The 18,039-nt window shown below is 60.0% G+C and carries 16 protein-coding genes; 11 read left to right on the forward strand and 5 right to left on the reverse strand.

What is annotated here, in order from left to right; all coding sequences use genetic code 11:
• Window positions 1-245 precede the first annotated feature (245 nt).
• From WHX55_RS26530 to mrcB, 3 genes are read right to left on the reverse strand one after another with little or no spacing between them, the layout of a single operon-like run.
• The gene (locus tag WHX55_RS26530; RefSeq protein WP_046041827.1) at window positions 246-581 is read right to left on the reverse strand and encodes a YqcC family protein; all 336 of its coding nucleotides are present in this window, start codon (window positions 579-581) and stop codon (window positions 246-248) included.
• Window positions 581-1,318: a tetratricopeptide repeat protein gene (locus WHX55_RS26535; RefSeq protein WP_353741590.1), complete on the reverse strand. Its 738-nt coding sequence runs from the start codon at window positions 1,316-1,318 to the stop codon at window positions 581-583. Before WHX55_RS26535 ends, WHX55_RS26530 begins: the two co-directional genes overlap by 1 nt.
• Before the next feature lie 16 nt (window positions 1,319-1,334).
• The gene (mrcB, locus tag WHX55_RS26540) at window positions 1,335-3,653 is read right to left on the reverse strand and encodes a penicillin-binding protein 1B (protein ID WP_150754942.1); all 2,319 of its coding nucleotides are present in this window, start codon (window positions 3,651-3,653) and stop codon (window positions 1,335-1,337) included.
• 116 nt (window positions 3,654-3,769) lie between these two features.
• Between mrcB and WHX55_RS26545 the strand changes: the two genes are divergently transcribed.
• The 4 genes from WHX55_RS26545 to WHX55_RS26560 all read left to right on the forward strand — a co-directional run bounded on the left by WHX55_RS26545 (window position 3,770) and on the right by WHX55_RS26560 (window position 6,980).
• Complete coding sequence (locus WHX55_RS26545) at window positions 3,770-5,326, forward strand: bifunctional aminoglycoside phosphotransferase/ATP-binding protein (RefSeq protein WP_353741591.1); 1,557 nt, start codon at window positions 3,770-3,772, stop codon at window positions 5,324-5,326.
• 91 nt (window positions 5,327-5,417) lie between these two features.
• A complete protein-coding gene (locus WHX55_RS26550) occupies window positions 5,418-5,762 on the forward strand; it encodes a pentapeptide repeat-containing protein (protein ID WP_150754944.1) in 345 nt (114 codons plus the stop codon).
• 247 nt (window positions 5,763-6,009) lie between these two features.
• Window positions 6,010-6,282: a TfoX/Sxy family protein gene (locus WHX55_RS26555; RefSeq protein WP_108216473.1), complete on the forward strand. Its 273-nt coding sequence runs from the start codon at window positions 6,010-6,012 to the stop codon at window positions 6,280-6,282.
• A 380-nt stretch (window positions 6,283-6,662) separates the two neighbouring features.
• Window positions 6,663-6,980 (forward strand): Rieske (2Fe-2S) protein, encoded by a 318-nt coding sequence (locus tag WHX55_RS26560; protein WP_150757718.1) that lies wholly within the window; start codon window positions 6,663-6,665, stop codon window positions 6,978-6,980.
• Here WHX55_RS26560 and sfsA read toward each other — a convergent pair.
• Together sfsA and WHX55_RS26570 are read right to left on the reverse strand one after the other, a co-directional pair.
• On the reverse strand, window positions 6,977-7,690 hold the full coding sequence (gene sfsA, locus WHX55_RS26565) for a DNA/RNA nuclease SfsA (RefSeq protein WP_150757719.1): 714 nt from the start codon (window positions 7,688-7,690) through the stop codon (window positions 6,977-6,979). The genes WHX55_RS26560 and sfsA overlap by 4 nt on opposite strands.
• Entirely contained in the window at window positions 7,690-8,862 is a 1,173-nt protein-coding gene (locus WHX55_RS26570) for a pyridoxal phosphate-dependent aminotransferase (protein ID WP_150757720.1), read from the reverse strand. Before WHX55_RS26570 ends, sfsA begins: the two co-directional genes overlap by 1 nt.
• 333 nt (window positions 8,863-9,195) lie before the next feature.
• Here WHX55_RS26570 and dksA point away from each other — a divergent pair, with 333 nt between their 5' ends.
• The 7 genes from dksA to folK all read left to right on the forward strand — a co-directional run bounded on the left by dksA (window position 9,196) and on the right by folK (window position 17,886).
• Window positions 9,196-9,636 carry an RNA polymerase-binding protein DksA gene (dksA, locus tag WHX55_RS26575; RefSeq protein WP_007971100.1) on the forward strand — a complete coding sequence of 147 codons (441 nt, stop codon included), beginning with the start codon at window positions 9,196-9,198 and terminating at the stop codon, window positions 9,634-9,636.
• A gap of 77 nt (window positions 9,637-9,713) precedes the next feature.
• The gene (gluQRS, locus tag WHX55_RS26580; protein ID WP_151214135.1) at window positions 9,714-10,604 is read left to right on the forward strand and encodes a tRNA glutamyl-Q(34) synthetase GluQRS; all 891 of its coding nucleotides are present in this window, start codon (window positions 9,714-9,716) and stop codon (window positions 10,602-10,604) included.
• Between the two features lie 78 nt (window positions 10,605-10,682).
• Window positions 10,683-10,859 carry a hypothetical protein gene (locus tag WHX55_RS26585; RefSeq protein ID WP_003176118.1) on the forward strand — a complete coding sequence of 59 codons (177 nt, stop codon included), beginning with the start codon at window positions 10,683-10,685 and terminating at the stop codon, window positions 10,857-10,859.
• Window positions 10,843-13,797, forward strand: a complete 2,955-nt coding sequence (locus tag WHX55_RS26590; protein ID WP_191624914.1) for a sensor histidine kinase — start codon at window positions 10,843-10,845, stop codon at window positions 13,795-13,797. The genes WHX55_RS26585 and WHX55_RS26590 overlap by 17 nt, the downstream gene beginning before the upstream one ends.
• A 22-nt stretch (window positions 13,798-13,819) precedes the next feature.
• Window positions 13,820-15,259: a sigma-54 dependent transcriptional regulator gene (locus WHX55_RS26595; protein WP_150754948.1), complete on the forward strand. Its 1,440-nt coding sequence runs from the start codon at window positions 13,820-13,822 to the stop codon at window positions 15,257-15,259.
• 737 nt (window positions 15,260-15,996) lie between these two features.
• Window positions 15,997-17,397, forward strand: coding sequence for a polynucleotide adenylyltransferase PcnB (locus WHX55_RS26600; RefSeq protein WP_191624915.1), 1,401 nt, complete (start codon window positions 15,997-15,999; stop codon window positions 17,395-17,397).
• Between the two features lie 3 nt (window positions 17,398-17,400).
• Window positions 17,401-17,886 (forward strand): 2-amino-4-hydroxy-6-hydroxymethyldihydropteridine diphosphokinase, encoded by a 486-nt coding sequence (folK, locus tag WHX55_RS26605; protein ID WP_353741592.1) that lies wholly within the window; start codon window positions 17,401-17,403, stop codon window positions 17,884-17,886.
• Window positions 17,887-18,039: the final 153 nt, after the last annotated feature.

Raw genomic sequence — 18,039 nt, forward strand, 5'->3', positions numbered from 1 at the left:
CTGGCAGTCCCTGTACAGCGGACTTTGGATTCTTCTGTTTCGTCCTTCGCAAGTCAAGCCGTCTATGTGCTTTATTCTACTAAGCACATGAGAACGCAAGAAAAAACCCGTAAACCAGCCGTGTGTTAGCTTCGATTGCGCAACTTTTGGCAAAAAATTGGCACGCGCATGCACTTACCCTGCAGCGGCCGACAAAATAGAGAGATATTGTGAACAACTGCCAGCGGACGCTGGCAGCTTCTGGCTCAGCGAGACGCCGTGATCAACTGATCAAACTGTTTGAGCAATACCTGCAACTGCCGATCCTTGCCCTGGACATTGCGCCCGGCAAAGACCATTTCAGCCATTTCCTGAATGCCCGAAGCATTGGGTAGCGGCAAATCCTGCTCGAGGATCATCTTCATGCGTGGCAGGAAGATCCATTGCAGCCATTGCTCGAAATCCAGTGTATCGACCGAAAACGGCTCGACACTGGAAAGCGCTTCGGCGGAGGGCGGGACTTCATCCCACCACCCTTGCACCCGCAGCTCGCGCTCGATCAACAACAGTTGATCGGCGATTTTCAGAAAGCGCGCATCCATCACAGCGTTACCTTGGCCTTCTGACGAGCCAATGCCGCGCCCTGAGAGTCACCCTGCTTCGTGCGCGCCTGGGCAATCAGCTCCCACAAGTTGGCCTGAAGGGCTGGACGGCCATTGGCAAGGGTCAGCCCGCGGCGAGCGAACTGCTCGGCCTGGGCGGCATCGCCCTGAGCCATGCGCACCTGCGCCAGACGGTAAAGCACCTGCGGCTCTCGTGGTGCAACGCGTTGGGCGCGTTCGAGGCTGGAGGCGGCACCGTTGAGATCACCGCTCGCCTGTTGCTGTTGAGCAGTGGTCAGCAAAGCCAGTACCGGGCCGTCCAGTTGCTCATCTGCAGAAAGCCCGCCCGAACTGGCCGATGGAATCCCGCTTGGCGACGACGGCATGCTGTAGCTGCCCTGATTGATCGGCGCCGATTGGACCGGCGACGTGTCAATCGGCCCCGGCGTGATCGGACCCGGGGTAATCGGTGTCGTGCTGATCGGCGTCGAGGTCGTTGCAGCACCTGGCACCATCACCACTACGCCGCTGTCACCTTGCGCAATCGCCTGGGTCTGCGACTGGCCTTGCGCAGGGCGCTTGACGGTCGTCTGGCGGAAACCGCCATTGGCCGAGATCCGCTCACTGTTGGACACGGCGGTGCCGGAATCCACAACCGGAATCGAGCCACGTTGTACGCTAGAGCAACCGCTGAGCAAAGCTACGGCGGCAACCGCTGGAATCAACCACTTGTTCACTTGAAACCCTCTTTGCTTAATTCATCCAGCCCTTGACCCAGTCCATCACCGACTCGGCAGGGTTTTCACCACCGCAAGCGGCACCGGGAGGCGGTTCGCTGCCGCGAATATACGGCATCTGCACGGCACCTGGGCAACCGGCGTCAGAACCTTGCCCGGTTCGCGAATCAACCCAGGCCTGAACAATATTATCCGGCTGCGGCATGTCCAGCGGCAACGGGTCGGCCTTGCGCATGAAGCTGGTCCAGACCTGCAGGGCTCCGGTGGCGCCGGTGAATGGCGTCTTGCCGTTGTCGTCGCGACCCAGCCAGACCACCGCCAGCAAGTCCTGGCTGAAACCGGCAAACCAACTGTCCCGCGAGTCGTTACTGGTACCGGTCTTGCCCGCCAGGGTCAGGGTCCTTGGCAACGCGTTATAGACCGAGCTGCCGGTACCTTCACGCATCACCCGCTGCATGGCGCTCTGGATCAGGTAAATGGAGGCCGGATCGAAACGCTGCTGGATCTGGAATGGATAACGCTTGAGCGGCTCGCCCTCTGCAGTCAGCACGCTGCGAATCCCGCGCATCGGCGTATTGAAACCGCCGTTGGCGAGGGTCTGGTACATGGTCGCCACTTCGATTGGCGTCATGCCGCCGGCCCCGAGCAACATCGACGGGAAGGCCGGGAATTCACGAGTCACACCCAGGCGCTCCACCGTCTTCAATACGTTCGGCACTCCTACCGCCAAACCGAGACGCGCGGTCGACAGGTTGTAGGAATGCGCAAGGCCTTGATAGAGGAACACCGTACCGTGAGAACGACGATCATAGTTCTGCGGCTTCCAGACCTGACCGTCCGCGCCTTTGACCGAGAAGGACTCGTCCGACAGCCAGCTGGTCAACGTGTACTGGCTTGGTTTCTCCAGCGCGGTCAGGTAAACCGCCGGTTTGATCAGCGAGCCGATCGGCCGTACCGCATCCAGCGCCCGGTTGAACCCGGCAAAACCGGCCTGGCGACTGCCGATCATGGCCTGCACCTCCCCGGTCTCCGGGTTGGTCACGACCATTGCCGCTTCGACGTCATCGGAACCCTTGCGCCCCGCCAGACGCTTGAAGGTGTCGTTGACCGAAGCTTCAGCCTTCATCTGCAGGATCGGATCGAAACTGGTGAAGATGCGCAGCCCTTCTTCGGTCAAGTCTTCGTCGCGATAGTCTTCGCGCAATTGACGCTTGACCAGATCGAGGAAGCCGGGGAACGAGCTGTCCGCCAGACTGCCGCGCTTGGTCACGCCCAGCGGCATTTTCTTCGCCGCCTCAACCTGCTCGGCGGTCGCGACGCCCTGCTCTTGCAGCACATCGAGTACCAGGTTGCGCCGCTCGAGGGCACGCTCCGGATTACGACGGGGGTTATAGGTAGAAGGCCCCTTGACCATGCCGACCAGCAGCGCGACCTGATGCAGCTTGAGCTCGGCCAGCGGCTGGCTGAAGAAGAACTGGCTGGCCAGACCGAAACCGTGCACCGCACGCTGACCGTCCTGCCCGACAAACACTTCGTTGAGGTAAGCCTCAAGGATTTCGCGCTTGTCGTAGTGCAGTTCAAGCAGCAGCGCCATCATCGCTTCGGTGAGTTTGCGGTTCAGGCTGCGCTCGTTGGTCAGGTAGAAGTTTTTGACCAACTGCTGAGTCAGGGTACTGCCGCCCTGACGCATGCGCCCGGACGAACCGTTGACCCAGATTGCGCGGGCGATCGACTTCGGCGAAACACCAAAGTGATGATAAAAATCACGGTCCTCGACCGCCACCAGCGTTTCAAGCAGGTACGGCGGCACCTGATCGATCTTGATCAGAATCCGATCTTCGAGGTTTTTCGGGTACAGGCCGCCGATCAGCAGCGGCTCCAGGCGCACCACCGACAGTTTCGAGCCCTTTGCCCCCGCCAACTCGGCCACGTAATCGCCGGAGAAACGCACCCGCACCGGTTGCGCCTGCTCCATGCCTTCATAGAACTGGAAGCCACGGGTGTTCAGGTCAACGGTATTGCCGTTGACCGACGCTGCCCCCGGACCATTGGCCACGCTTTCACGGCGATAGCCCAGGGCATCGAGTTCAGTCAGGAAATCATCCCGGCTCAGTTTCTGTCCGACGAACAGTTCGAGCGGGCGCGCGTAAACCTTGGCCGGAATGGTCCAGCGCTTGCCGGAGAACTTCTCCTGGACGATTGCATCAAGGTAAACGGCGAATCCGGCCAGCACCACCAGGGCGACCAGACTGAGTTTAATGGCCCAGCCCAGCCACGGGCGCAGGCCCCTGGAGGGTGGTTTTTTCGGGGTGCGGGGAGTTCGAGTACGAGTCATGGCGGCGGATTATACGCACTTTATTCATCCTCAACAGGAGCGCTCCGAGGTTTGCGTCGAGCGGACTTGCGGCCATAATGACGGCCTTGAATTTCCCCGACTCTGAAGGATCGCCTGTGAGCCAGTCCCTGATCGCTGCCCTGCAAAACCCTGCCCTCTACCCGCATCCTGTAGAGGGATTCCAGGTCATCGAGACCCATATTTCCTGGGTACTGCTCACCGGCCCCTATGCCTATAAAGTGAAGAAGCCGGTCAATTTCGGTTTTCTCGACTTCACCAGCCTTGAGGCCCGCGAACACTTTTGCGCTGAAGAACTGCGCCTGAACCAGCGCCTGACCGACGATCTGTACCTCGAAGTGCTGCCCGTCACCGGCAGCGTCGAGGCTCCGCAACTGGGCGGCGAAGGCCCGGCCATCGAATATGTACTGAAGATGCGCCAGTTCCCGCAAAACGGCTTGCTCAGCTCCCTTCAAGCCAATGGCGAACTGACCACCGCGCACATCGATGAGATGGCCGAGCAAATCGCCCGCTTCCACCTCAGCGCACCGAAAGTACCGGCCGGGCACGAAGCCGGCACCCCTGACAGCGTCATGGCGCCGGTGCGGCAGAACTTCGAACAGATCCGTCCGTTCCTCAGCGACAAAGCCGACCTGTTGCAACTCGACGCCCTGCAAGCCTGGGCCGAAAGCAGCTTCGAGCGCCTCAAACCGCTGTTCGCCCAGCGCAAGGCCGAAGGTTTCATTCGTGAATGCCACGGGGATATCCACCTGGGCAACGCAACCGTGATCGACGGCAAGGTCGTGATCTTCGACTGCATCGAATTCAACGAACCGTTTCGCTTTACCGACGTTTATGCCGACACCGGCTTCCTGGCGATGGACCTGGAAGATCGCGGCCTGAAGTGCCTGGCGCGTCGCTTCATCAGCCAGTACCTGGAGCTGACCGGTGACTATCGCGGTCTCGAACTGCTGAACTTCTATAAAGCCTACCGCGCACTGGTCCGCGCCAAGGTTGCCCTGTTCAGCATGCCGGCCGACGCTACTGCGGTGCAGCGCGCCACAACCCTGCGCCAGTACCGCAACTACGCCAACCTGGCAGAAAGCTACAGCACCATTCCTTCGCGCTTCATGGCTATTACCTGCGGCGTTTCCGCCGTCGGCAAGAGCCATGTCGCCATGCGCCTGGTCGAAGCCCTGGGCGCAATTCGCCTGCGCTCCGATGTCGAGCGCAAGCGCCTGTTCGGCGAGCAAACCGTCGAGAATGATGTACAGGCCGGTATCTATAGCGCCGACGCCAGTGCGGCGACCTATGCCCGCCTCCACGAAATCGCCGACGTCATTCTGCGTGCAGGCTTCCCGGTGGCGGTCGATGCCACTTACCTCAAGCGTGATCAGCGTGACAGTGCCGCAAAGGTGGCCGAGGCCACGGGCGCACCCTTCCTGATCCTCGACTGCAATGCGCCACAGGCCGTGATCGAAAGCTGGCTGGCCATGCGCCAGGCAGACAAGAAAGACCCGTCCGACGCCACCCTGGCTGTTATCGCAGCCCAGCAAGCCAGCCGGGAAGCGCTGACACCCGCAGAAATCCTCTGCAGCAAGCGCGTCCAGACCAATGAAAGCGGGACGCTCGATACCGTTGTCGCGCAAATTCGTCAGCGCCTTCCGGGCCTGTAAGGAAGTTTTTCAGCCGTGAAGCCACCGCTGGCTTCACGGCCGTCAAATAGTGGCACTATAATGGCGTCATAAAACCAACAGGTGATGCGACATGAGCCAGCCGAAACTTCTCGACACACCGCTTTATGCCCTGCTGCACAAAGACGACATCAGAGGCTTCAACAGTGAACGCCCCAAGGATGGCCACATCGACATGGCGGGTGGAGATTTCCGGGGGCTGGATCTGCGCGAGCTGAATGCCGACGGTGTGGATTTCAGCAACGCCTACTTCCGTTCCGCCGACTTGCGCGGCATTGATTTCAGTAAAGCGAACCTGGAAGGCGCGAGCCTGGCCCACGCGCAGATCTCCGGTACGTACTTTCCGGTGGAACTCAGTGCCGACGAAATCCTGATGTCGATGAACTTCGGCACGCGATTGCGTTATCGCACCCGCTGACCAACGTCGCTGACTGACACGTCCAGCGCCCTTGGTTGCGCTGGACTGTGGGTGGACGCTCACCCGTAATTCCTGATTCTTCCCCGCCTCTTCCCACCGCGTTCGCTGATTTTTCACGCTCTGCCAATACTCGTTTCTTAGAAGCATTTGCGTCGAAAACGAGCAAACAATCACGCTTTTCCTACTGATGGCTACACTCCTCAGAAGATTGCCCACGCTCTCCATTCGGCCATCGCAAGGAGGCTTGATGAATGATGAACTGCAACACCTGAAGAATCTTGGCAAGACGTCAGCGCAATGGCTGCATGCCGTGGGCATCCATAGCGCTTCGGACTTGCGTCGCCTCGGGGCGGTGGATGCTTATCGGGCCGTGCGCACGCGCGGTTTTCGGGCGTCCAAGGTGTTGTTGTACGCAATTGAAGGCGCCCTGATGGACGTTCACTGGAACGACATTCCTGCCGAGCGCAAGGAAGCGCTGAACAAACAACTGGAAGCCATCTCTACACGACACAAGATTTGATCCGACAAATACTTCTGCAGCTTTGCAACCCGAAACCCAATGATTACGGGGCCTGCAAACGCAAATCCGGCAAATCGCAAAGAAATCAAAAAACAGCGGTTGACTTGGTAATGAGAATCGATATGATTATCACAACTGGTCGCGAGACTGGTCGATATTCTGAAAAGCCCTTGGTTCGGACTCTCGGATTATCTCCTCATCAGGCTAATCACGGTTATTTGACCCGGCTCTTGCCGGGTCTTTTTTTGCCTGTGGAAAAGTACTGACAGGGTCAGGCGCAGCGTCCTTCCAAGGATTCCACGGGCAAGTCCGCCATTTGATAGCATTCAACACTCAAGCTCGGACATATCCGGTCACGAGCCGCGGGACCGAGGACAGACATGAAGTTGCTTTGCGCAGGTGCCGAGCTGGTCAATGACAGCAGCCGCGGGTTCGACATCGATGGTCAAAAGTTTTTTGCAGTGCGCCGCAGTGGCCAGGTTTATGTGTACATCAATCGCTGCCCGCACCGGGGCGTTGCCCTGGAGTGGCATCCCGACCAGTTTCTCGACCCCAGCAACAGCCTGATCCAGTGCGCCACCCATGGCGCACTGTTCCTGATCGAAGACGGTGAATGCGTCGCCGGCCCTTGCGCGGGGCAAGCCTTGACCGGCGTGGCCTGCCGCGAGGATGAACAGGGGATCTGGATCAGCCTTTAACCACCCGGTAACACGTCCAGACGCCGGTCGACCAACATTTCTTCGTGGCTCAACCGCACACCGTAAGCCAATACCTCGACCCCGCAGGCGATAGCCTCACGCAAGGCCTGTGCATAAGCCGGGTCGATTTCCTGCGCCGGGCGCACGGCCTCGATGTCGGTCAGGCAAACACAGTACAACTGCACCGCGCGAATACCGTCCCTGGCCAAGTGCGCCAGCTCCCGCAGATGCTTGGCGCCACGCTGGGTGACCGCATCGGGAAACGCCGCCACCGCCGTACCGTCGAAACCCAGGGTCACACTTTTGACTTCGACATAGGCAGGCCCTTCGGGGTAATCGAGGCGGAAATCGATACGACTGTTTTCCTGGCCATAAGCCACTTCGCGCTTGAGCCCGGTAAAACCGTTCAGCTCGGTAATGACGCCCGCCCGCAGCGCCTCCTCGATCAAACCGTTGGCGCGGGCGGTGTTAACGCAGAACAGCCGCCCTTGCGGGGTTTCACCGACCTCCCAGGTGCCAGGCAACTTGCGTTTCGGGTCATTGGAGCGACTGAACCAGACTTGCCCGCCCTCGACCTGACAATTGAGCATCGAGCCTGTGTTCGGGCAGTGAATGGTCAGCAACTCGCCATCAACGGTTTCGATATCGGCGAGAAAACGCTTGTAACGTCGGATCAGGCGCCCTTCTTCGAGGGGAGGATGAAAACGCATCAGCCTTGCCAGCTCCGCAACCCACGGGCAATGCGCTCGACCGCCTCCTGCAAACGCTCGAGATTTTGCGTGTAGGCGAACCGCACATGATGCCCGGCCTGATAACGCCCGAAATCCAGCCCCGGGGTGAATGCCACATGTTCGGTTTCGAGAAAGTGTTTACAGAACGCGAAGGCATCGCCGCCGAACTTGCTGATATCGGCGTACAAGTAGAACGCCCCTTCCGGCTCCACGGCAATGCCAAAGCCCAATTCGCGCAAGGCCGGCAGCAGGTAATCCCGGCGCCGGCCAAATTCGGCGCGACGCTCTTCGAGAATACTGATGGTTGCCGGCTCGAAACAGGCCAGTGCAGCGTGCTGCGCCATGCTTGGAGCACTGATATAGAGATTCTGGGCGAGCTTTTCCAGCTCACCGACGGCCGCGTCGGGGGCCACCAGCCATCCCAGCCGCCAACCGGTCATCCCGAAGTACTTCGAAAAACTGTTCAGAACGAATGCACTGTCGTCGACTTCCAGCACGCTGGCCGCATCGGTGCCGTAGGTCAGGCCGTGATAAATCTCGTCGACCACCAGATGACCGTGGCGCTCCTTGATCGCGACAGACAGCTTCGCCAGCTCGTCGCGGGTCAGAATCGTGCCGGTCGGATTGGCTGGCGACGCCACCAATGCGCCGACGCTGTCGTGGTCCCAATGGCGCTCGATCAGGCCCGGTGTCAATTGATAACGCACATCCGGACCGACCGGCACCAATTGCGCCGCACCTTCGACCAGTCGCAGGAAGTGCCGGTTACACGGGTAGCCCGGGTCCGCCAGCAGCCAGTGCTTACCAGGATCGACCAGCAATGCGCTGGCCAGTAGTAACGCGCCGGACCCGCCAGGCGTGATGAGGATGCGCCGAGGGTCGATGTTCAAACCGTAACGCTGCTGATAAAAGCCCGAAATGGCCTCGCGCAGCTCCGGAATGCCGCGCGCGGCGGTGTAACGGGTCTTCCCCGCTGTCAGCGCAGCCTGGCCGGCCTGGATGATCGGTTCGGCGGTAGTGAAGTCCGGCTCGCCGATTTCCAGGTGGATCACATCGTGGCCAGCGGCCTGCAATTCATTGGCCCGCGCCAACAGCGCCATGACATGGAAAGGTTCGATCGCGCGACTGCGGGCACTGTAGGACTGAGCCATTGGCCTTCCTTCAACGGAAAAAAAACCGATTCTACCCAAGCGCAGGAACGAGCGAGAACCTAAAGCGGTCAGAGGCCTTGTAACCCCGATCACAAACGACTCAAGCGCGCGCGCAAGGTTTGACTAAAATCAATAATTGAGCAGGGTTCCAGAGCCACCAGACAACGGTTTGTCATCATTTGCAAGCACCATGTGCCGCGAGCTCGACATCCGGGAGTAGCGCGGCCCGAGTTGATCTGGTAAGTTCGCCCGCTTGCAGCCGCAGGGCCGGCAGGTGCCGGTGATGGAGCAATCCTGCGCAGATGGATTACAAGAGTAGAGGCGGTCTATTTCATGTCCACCCAAGCAAAGCAGCAAAACCAGGCGATCAGCGGCTTCGAGCCCTATGTTCAGAAAGCCGGCGAAGAGTACATGGGCGAGCCCATGCGCAAGCACTTCACCAAGGTCCTGAATCAGTGGAAGAAAGAGCTGATGGAAGGTGTCGACAAGACCGTGGACCACATGAAGGACGAAGCGGCCAACTTTCCTGATCCGGCAGACCGTGCCAGCCAGGAAGAGGAATTCGCCCTCGAACTGCGTGCCCGCGATCGTGAACGCAAGTTGATCAAGAAGATCGACAAGACACTTCAGCTAATCGAAGACGAAGAGTACGGCTGGTGTGAATCCTGCGGCATCGAGATTGGCGTCAAGCGCCTCGAAGCGCGCCCTACCGCCGACCTGTGCATCGACTGCAAGACCCTGGCGGAAATCAAGGAAAAGCAAGTCGGCAAATAATTGCGACTTGAACGAAGAACGGAGCGTGCGAACGCTCCGTTTTTGTTTCTGATGTTTTTTTGGCTTTAAATGCATTCATGACCGCCAACACCCCCTACATCGGGCGCTTCGCCCCCACCCCTAGCGGCCATCTGCACTTCGGCTCGCTGGTCGCCGCACTGGCCTCCTACCTTGACGCGCGCTCGGTGGGCGGACGCTGGCTGATGCGCATGGAAGACCTTGATCCACCCCGAGAAGAACCCGGCGCCCAGGCGGCCATTCTCAAGGCACTGCAAAGCTATGGCTTCGAGTGGGATGGCGACCTGGTTCGCCAAAGCGAGCGGCACGATGCCTACGCCGAGGTGCTCAATCGCCTGTTCAATCAAGGCTTGGCCTACGCCTGCACCTGCTCGCGCAAACAGCTGGAGCAGTATCACGGGATTTATCCTGGGTTCTGCCGCAATGCTGGCCATGGCACTGACGACGCGGCCATCCGCCTGCGCGTACCGGAACTGGAATACCACTTCATCGACCGGGTGCAGGGCCAATACCGGCAACATCTGGGGCGGGAAGTCGGCGACTTCGTGATCCGCCGCCGCGACGGGCTCTACGCCTATCAATTGGCCGTGGTCCTGGACGACGCCTGGCAGGGCATCACCGATATCGTTCGGGGTGCCGACCTGCTGGATTCCACGCCCCGCCAGCTCTACCTGCAAGAACTGCTAGGCCTGCCTCAACCGCGTTATTTGCATATCCCGCTGATTACCCAGCCCGATGGCAACAAACTCGGCAAATCCTACCGTTCGCCGCCGTTGACCGAGGATCAGGCAACGCCCCTGCTGCTGCGGGCGCTACGGGCGCTGGGACAGAACCCTGGAACCGAACTGACGTACGCCACGCCACGGGAAGTGTTGAATTGGGGCATTGCCCACTGGGATGCCTCGTTGATCCCGCGCACACTGAGCCTGCCCGAGGCACAGCTATTGTGATCGCACTTGCAGTGGCGCGCCCATCCGTTACCATCGCCGCACGTTTTCGGGCACGCGCATAAAAAAAGAGAGGCCGGGATGTACATCTATCGCTTGGTCCTGCTTTTGGTAGTGGGGATTTACCTGTTTTCCCCGGCCATCATGGATTGGTGGATCGACGCCACTGGCGCCTGGTATCGCCCTTATCTGCTCTGGCTGATTCTGATCGTCGTGACCTTCATCCTGCAGAGCCAAAAAGATGCCGATGAGCTTTAGCCTGACCCAGATGATCCTGATCAGCGCCGCGTACCTGGCGGTGCTGTTCGGTGTGGCCTGGATCAGCGAACGGGGCATGATTCCCCGGGCGATCATTCGCCACCCGCTGACTTACACCCTGTCGCTGGGCGTCTACGCCAGCGCCTGGGCGTTTTACGGCACCGTGGGCCTGGCCTATCAGTACGGCTACGGCTTTTTGTCCAGCTACCTGGGTGTTTCCGGGGCATTTCTGTTGGCGCCGGTGCTGCTCTACCCGATCCTGAAGATCACCCGCACCTATCAACTGTCGTCGCTGGCGGACCTGTTTGCCTTCCGCTTCCGTAGTACCTGGGCCGGTGCGCTGACCACGATTTTCATGCTGGTCGGCGTACTGCCGCTGCTGGCCTTGCAGATTCAGGCGGTCGCCGACTCCATCAGTATCCTCACCCGAGAGCCGGTACAGCATCGCGTGGCCTTGAGCTTCTGCGCATTGATTACGCTGTTCACGATTTTCTTCGGCTCCCGCCACATCGCCACCCGCGAAAAGCATGAAGGCCTGGTGTTCGCGATTGCCTTCGAGTCGGTGATCAAGCTGATCGCCCTCGGCGGTGTCGGGCTGTATGCGCTTTACGGCGTGTTCGACGGCCCGCAACAGCTTGAACTGTGGCTGCTGCAAAACCAGACCGCGCTCGCCGCCCTGCACACGCCGTTGCAGGAAGGCCCGTGGCGTACGCTGCTGCTGGTGTTCTTCGCCTCGGCGATCGTGATGCCGCACATGTATCACATGACCTTTACCGAGAACCTCAACCCGCGCTCGCTGGTCAGTGCGAGCTGGGGCCTGCCGCTGTTCCTGTTGCTGATGAGCCTGGCAGTACCGCTGATCCTCTGGGCCGGCCTGAAACTGGGCGCCACCACCAACCCGGAATACTTCACCCTGGGCATCGGCATCGCCGCCAACAGCAAGGCTTTGGCGTTGCTGGCCTATGTCGGCGGGTTGTCCGCCGCCAGCGGCCTGATCATCGTCACCACGTTGGCGCTGTCCGGGATGGCCTTGAACCACCTGGTGCTGCCGCTGTATCAACCACCGGCCGAAGGCAACATCTACCGCTGGCTGAAGTGGACCCGCCGGGCGCTGATCGTCGCGATCATCATGGCCGGCTACGGCTTCTACCTGATGCTCGGTGCCGAGCAGGACCTGGCCAACCTCGGCATTGTCGCTTTCGTCGCCACGTTGCAGTTCCTGCCGGGCGTGCTCTCGGTCCTGTATTGGCCGACCGCCAACCGTCGCGGCTTCATCGCCGGCTTGCTGGCGGGGATCCTGGTGTGGCTGGTGACCATGCTGTTACCACTGGTCGGCAACCTGCAGGGCTTCTACATTCCGCTGCTGAACATGATCTACGTGCTGGACGACACCAGCTGGCACATGGCGGCGATTGCCTCGCTGGCAGCCAACGTGTTGATGTTCACCCTGATCTCGCTGTTCACCAACGCCAGCACCGAGGAGGCCAGCGCTGCCGAAGCCTGCGCCGTGGATAACGTGCGCCGTCCGCAACGCCGGGAACTGCACGCCGCCTCGCCCCAGGAATTCGCCACGCAACTGGCCAAGCCACTGGGTGCAAAAGCGGCGCAGAAAGAAGTGGAACAGGCACTGCGCGATCTCTATCTGCCTTTCGACGAACGCCGACCCTATGCCCTGCGCCGCTTGCGTGACCGCATCGAGGCCAACCTCTCCGGCCTGATGGGCCCGAGCGTGGCCCAGGACATGGTCGAGACGTTTCTGCCGTACAAGGCTGGCGGCGAAAACTACGTCACCGAAGACATTCACTTCATCGAAAGCCGCCTCGAGGATTACCACTCGCGCCTGACCGGTCTGGCCGCCGAACTCGATGCCCTGCGCCGCTATCACCGCCAGACCCTGCAGGAATTGCCGATGGGCGTTTGCTCGCTGGCCAAGGATCAGGAAATCCTCATGTGGAACAAGGCCATGGAGGAACTGACCGGCATCGCCGCGCAGCGCGTGGTCGGTTCGCGCCTGAGTACCATTGCCGACCCATGGAAAGAACTGCTGCAAGGCTTCATCAATCTGCCGGACGAACACTTGCACAAACAGCACCTGGCCCTCGACGGCCAGACACGCTGGCTGAACCTGCACAAGGCGGCGATCGACGAACCCCTCGCGCCGGGCAACAGCGGCCTGGTGTTGCTGGTGGAAGACTTGACCGAAACCCAGATGCTCGAGGACAAACTGGTGCACTCCGAGCGCCTGGCCAGCATCGGTCGACTGGCGGCCGGCGTGGCCCATGAAATCGGCAACCCGATCACCGGTATCGCGTGCCTGGCGCAAAACCTGCGCGAAGAACGTGAAGAAGACGGCGAGCTGAAGGAAATCAGCGGCCAGATCCTCGAGCAGACCAAACGCGTGTCGCGCATCGTCCAGTCGCTGATGAGCTTTGCCCATGCCGGCAGCCATCAGCATAGCGACGAGCCCGTCTGTCTGGCCGAAGTGGCTCAGGATGCCATCGGCCTGCTGGCCCTGAACCGACGCAATTTCGAAGTGCAGTTCTACAACCTGTGCGACCCCGAACACTGGGTCGAAGGCGACCCGCAACGGCTGGCCCAGGTATTGATCAACCTGCTATCAAACGCCCGTGACGCCTCGCCTCCCGGCAGTGCGGTACGGGTCAAGAGCGAAGCCGGCGAACACACGGTCGATCTGATCGTGGAAGACGAAGGCAGCGGTATTCCGTCGAGCATCATGGACCGATTGTTCGAACCTTTCTTCACCACCAAGGACCCTGGCGAAGGCACCGGTCTGGGCCTTGCACTGGTCTATTCCATCGTTGAAGAGCATTATGGACAAATCACCATCGACAGCCCGGCTGATGTTCAAAGCCAACGCGGCACCCGAATCAGGGTTACCTTGCCGCGTCATGTCGAAGCGACGTCCGCTGTGAACTGAGACCGTCGAGAGTATCGAATCAATGCCGCACATTTTGATCGTCGAAGACGAAACCATTATCCGCTCCGCCTTGCGCCGTCTGCTGGAACGTAACCAGTACCAGGTCAGCGAAGCCGGATCAGTGCAGGAAGCACAAGAACGCTTCACCATTCCCTCGTTCGACCTGATCATCAGTGACCTGCGCCTGCCGGGCGCGCCTGGCACGGAGTTGATCAAGCTCGCCCAGGGCACGCCGGTGCTGATCATGACCAGCTATGCCAGCCTGCGCTCGGCGGTCGACTCGATGAAAATGGGCGCGGTGGACTACATTGCCAAGCCATTCGACCATGACGAAATGCTGCAAGCGGCCGCACGAATCCTGCGCGACCGACAAACGGTACAAGCCGGCGGTGAAGCGGTTGCCGGCAAAGCCGCCAACGGTGCAGCGAAATCCGGTACCGACAACAGCAACGGTGAAATCGGCATTATCGGCTCGTGCCCACCGATGCAGGACCTGTACGGCAAGATCCGCAAAGTGGCACCGACCGACTCCAACGTTCTGATCCAGGGCGAATCGGGTACCGGTAAAGAACTGGTGGCGCGCGCCCTGCACAACCTGTCCAAACGCGCCAAGGCGCCGATGATTTCGGTGAACTGCGCGGCCATTCCGGAAAGCCTGATCGAGTCCGAACTGTTCGGCCACGAAAAAGGCGCATTCACCGGCGCCAGCGCCGGGCGCGCCGGCCTGGTGGAAGCGGCGGATGGCGGCACCTTGTTCCTCGACGAAATTGGCGAACTGCCACTGGAAGCCCAGGCTCGCCTGCTGCGCGTATTGCAGGAAGGCGAAATTCGTCGCGTGGGCTCGGTGCAGTCGCAAAAAGTCGATGTGCGCCTGATCGCCGCGACTCACCGCGATCTCAAGAGCCTGGCGAAAATCGGCCAGTTCCGTGAAGACTTGTATTACCGCCTCCACGTTATCGCGCTGAAGCTGCCAGCCCTGCGCGAACGCGGTGCGGACGTCAACGAAATCGCCAACGCCTTCCTGGCGCGGCAAAGTGCGCGGATCAACCGCACCGACCTGAAGTTCGCCGCGGACGCCGAGCAAGCCATTCGCCACTACTCCTGGCCGGGCAACGTTCGTGAACTGGAAAACGCCGTCGAGCGCGCCGTTATCCTGTGCGAAAGCCCGGAAATTTCCGCCGAGCTGCTGGGCATCGACATCGAACTGGGCGACCTGGAAGACGACGAGTTCATTGGCCTGCCCCCACAACAGGGCAACGGCAACGCCAGTAACAGCAACCACGAACCGACCGAAGACCTCTCCCTGGAAGACTACTTCCAGCATTTCGTCCTCGAGCATCAGGACCACATGACCGAAACCGAGTTGGCCCGCAAACTCGGGGTCAGCCGCAAATGCCTGTGGGAGCGCCGTCAGCGCCTTGGCATCCCGCGGCGCAAGACCGGGGTGGCCAGCGAAAGCTGAACCGTACCTGTCTCATGTGCGGGTAACACGTGACTTTCTGAAAAAACTGTTACCTCAGCTTTTTCACGTAACAGAAGCCGGGGCTTACGGTAACGAAGCCCCGGCTTTTTTTGGCCCTCGAAATGCCTGCCGACCGGCCTAACCCCTTGTTTTATTGGGTTTCGCAAAAGTTGGCACGCACCCTGCTATATGTTTGGTACAAGAACAATAACAAGCAATGCACAAGACAATAAAAATAAGACGAATCGACTCACGCACAATAAAAACAAGACGGCGAGAGGCGCAGCTAACTGATTCTTTTGGAGAGGCGTTGTATTTGGGGCTTGCCCCACGACCAGGCTGAGAACAACAAAAAACTGTCTTAAGACAGAGCCTGTACTGGTTGGATCGAAAGATCACTGCAATTCAGCGACCAAAGCAATCCGTTTGCTCTTGGCTCCTGATTGGGAGGGCCATGAAGGAAAGCTTCATGGCGAGGGCACTCAACAAAAACAAGAAGCCCGAAACCAAAAATAAAAATAGAGCATGCAACTACTTCTTGGGGAGCTTCGGCTCCCCTTGTGGTTTCCGTGATTCGCAAATCCCCCGCAAATCGACTCGTTCCGGCCTTGAAGCCTGCGGCCTACAGCTCATATCTGCTGTGTCCTACACCATCCCCCGACTAAATGCTAGAATCCCCGCCCATCATGCGGTCATTCTTCTGTTATGGCCGAATATTCCTTCAAACAGTGCATCCCATGCTGAAGAAGCTGTTCCAGTCATTCCGTACTCCCAAGCGTCCTACGCAACACATTCGCAGCACGCCTGAAGTGCTCAACAGCGGCCAACACTCGCTGCAGAAGGCGCAATTCAGCCGCTACGCGGTGAATATCGTTGAACGCCTGCAGAACGCCGGTTATCAGGCTTACCTGGTGGGCGGTTGCGTGCGCGACATGCTGCTGGGTATCACACCGAAAGATTTCGACGTTGCCACCAGCGCCACACCCGAGCAGGTACGGGCCGAATTCCGTAACGCGCGAATCATCGGGCGCCGGTTCAAGCTGGTGCACATCCACTTCGGCCGCGAAATCATCGAAGTCGCGACCTTCCGCGCCAATCACCCGCAGAACGAAGACGAGGAAGACAGCAATCAGTCTTCGCGCAACGAAAGCGGGCGCATCTTGCGCGATAACGTCTATGGCACCCTGGAGGAAGACGCGCAACGTCGCGACTTCACCATCAATGCCTTGTATTACGATCCGGTCAGCGAACGCATCCTCGACTACGCCAACGGCGTACACGACATCCGCAACCACCTGATCCGCCTGATCGGCGATCCGACGCAACGTTACCAGGAAGACCCGGTACGGATGCTGCGGGCCGTGCGTTTCGCCGCCAAGTTGAACTTCGGCATCGAAAAACACAGCGCCCTGCCAATCCGCGGCCTGGCGCCGATGCTGCGCGAGATCCCGTCGGCCCGCCTGTTCGAAGAGGTGCTCAAGCTGTTCCTCTCCGGCCATGCCGCCGATACGTTTGAAATGCTGGTCGACCTGCAGTTGTTCGATCCACTGTTCCCGGCCAGCGCCGAAGCACTGGAATACAACCCGACGTACACCCACACCCTGATCAGCGAAGCCCTGATCAATACCGACCTGCGGATCAAGCAGAACAAACCGGTAACCCCGGCGTTCCTGTTTGCAGCCCTGCTCTGGCCTGCCCTGCCGGCCCGCGTCCTGCGCTTGCAGGAGCGTGGCATGCCGCCGATTCCGGCGATGCAGGAAGCGGCGCACGAGCTGATTGCCGAACAGTGCCAGCGCATCGCGATTCCGAAACGCTTCACCATGCCGATCCGCGAGATCTGGGACATGCAGGAACGCCTGCCCCGCCGCAGCGGCAAGCGTGCCGATCTGCTGCTGGACAATCCACGCTTCCGTGCCGGCTACGACTTCCTGCTGCTACGCGAAAGCGCCGGCGAGCAGACCGATGGCCTGGGCGAATGGTGGACGGACTATCAGGACGCCAACGAAAGCGAGCGTCGCGACATGATTCGCGACCTCAGCGGCAAGGAAGAAGGCACCGGCGCTCCGCGCAAGCGTCGCCGCAGCGGTGGTTCCAAGCGCAAACGCGCCGCCGGCGCTTCGAGCACCACGGGCGAGTAATCCATGGAACGCATCTACATCGGCATGGGCAGCAATCTGGCTGACCCCGCCGACCAATTGCGCAGCGCCGTCGAGGCGCTGGCGCAGTTGCCGCAAACGGAGCTGGTTGGGGTTTCTGCGTTTTATCAAAGCGACTCGCTGCTACCCGGACAACCGCGCTACACCAATGCGGTGGCCGCTCTCGACAGCACGCTGGCGCCGCTGGATTTGCTCGATGCCTTGCAGGCTATCGAAAACGGCCAGGGTCGTGAGCGCCTTGAGCGTTGGGGGCCGCGCACGCTGGACCTCGACATCTTGCTGTTCGGTGATCGGCTGATCGACGAACCGCGCCTCAAGGTTCCCCATTACCACATGCAGGAAAGGGCCTTCGTGCTGTATCCGCTGGCGGAACTGGCACCTGCGGATCTGCGCCTGGCCGATGGCCGGATCTTGGCCGAACTGCTCAAGGCATGCCCGTTCGTCGGCCTGGAACGCCTCCCCCAGATTTGACGAAGATCCCCTGTGGGAGCGAGCCTGCTCGCGATAGCGGGAGTACATTCAATATTGATATGGACTGACACACCGCCATCGCGAGCAGGCTCGCTCCCACATTGGTTGTGGCGAACACAAAAGTGCAGCCAACCGCCGAATCGAACAAACCTG

It is taken from the genome of Pseudomonas fluorescens, from assembly GCF_040448305.1.
In the GTDB taxonomy this organism is placed as follows: Bacteria; Pseudomonadota; Gammaproteobacteria; order Pseudomonadales; family Pseudomonadaceae; genus Aquipseudomonas; species Aquipseudomonas fluorescens_BH.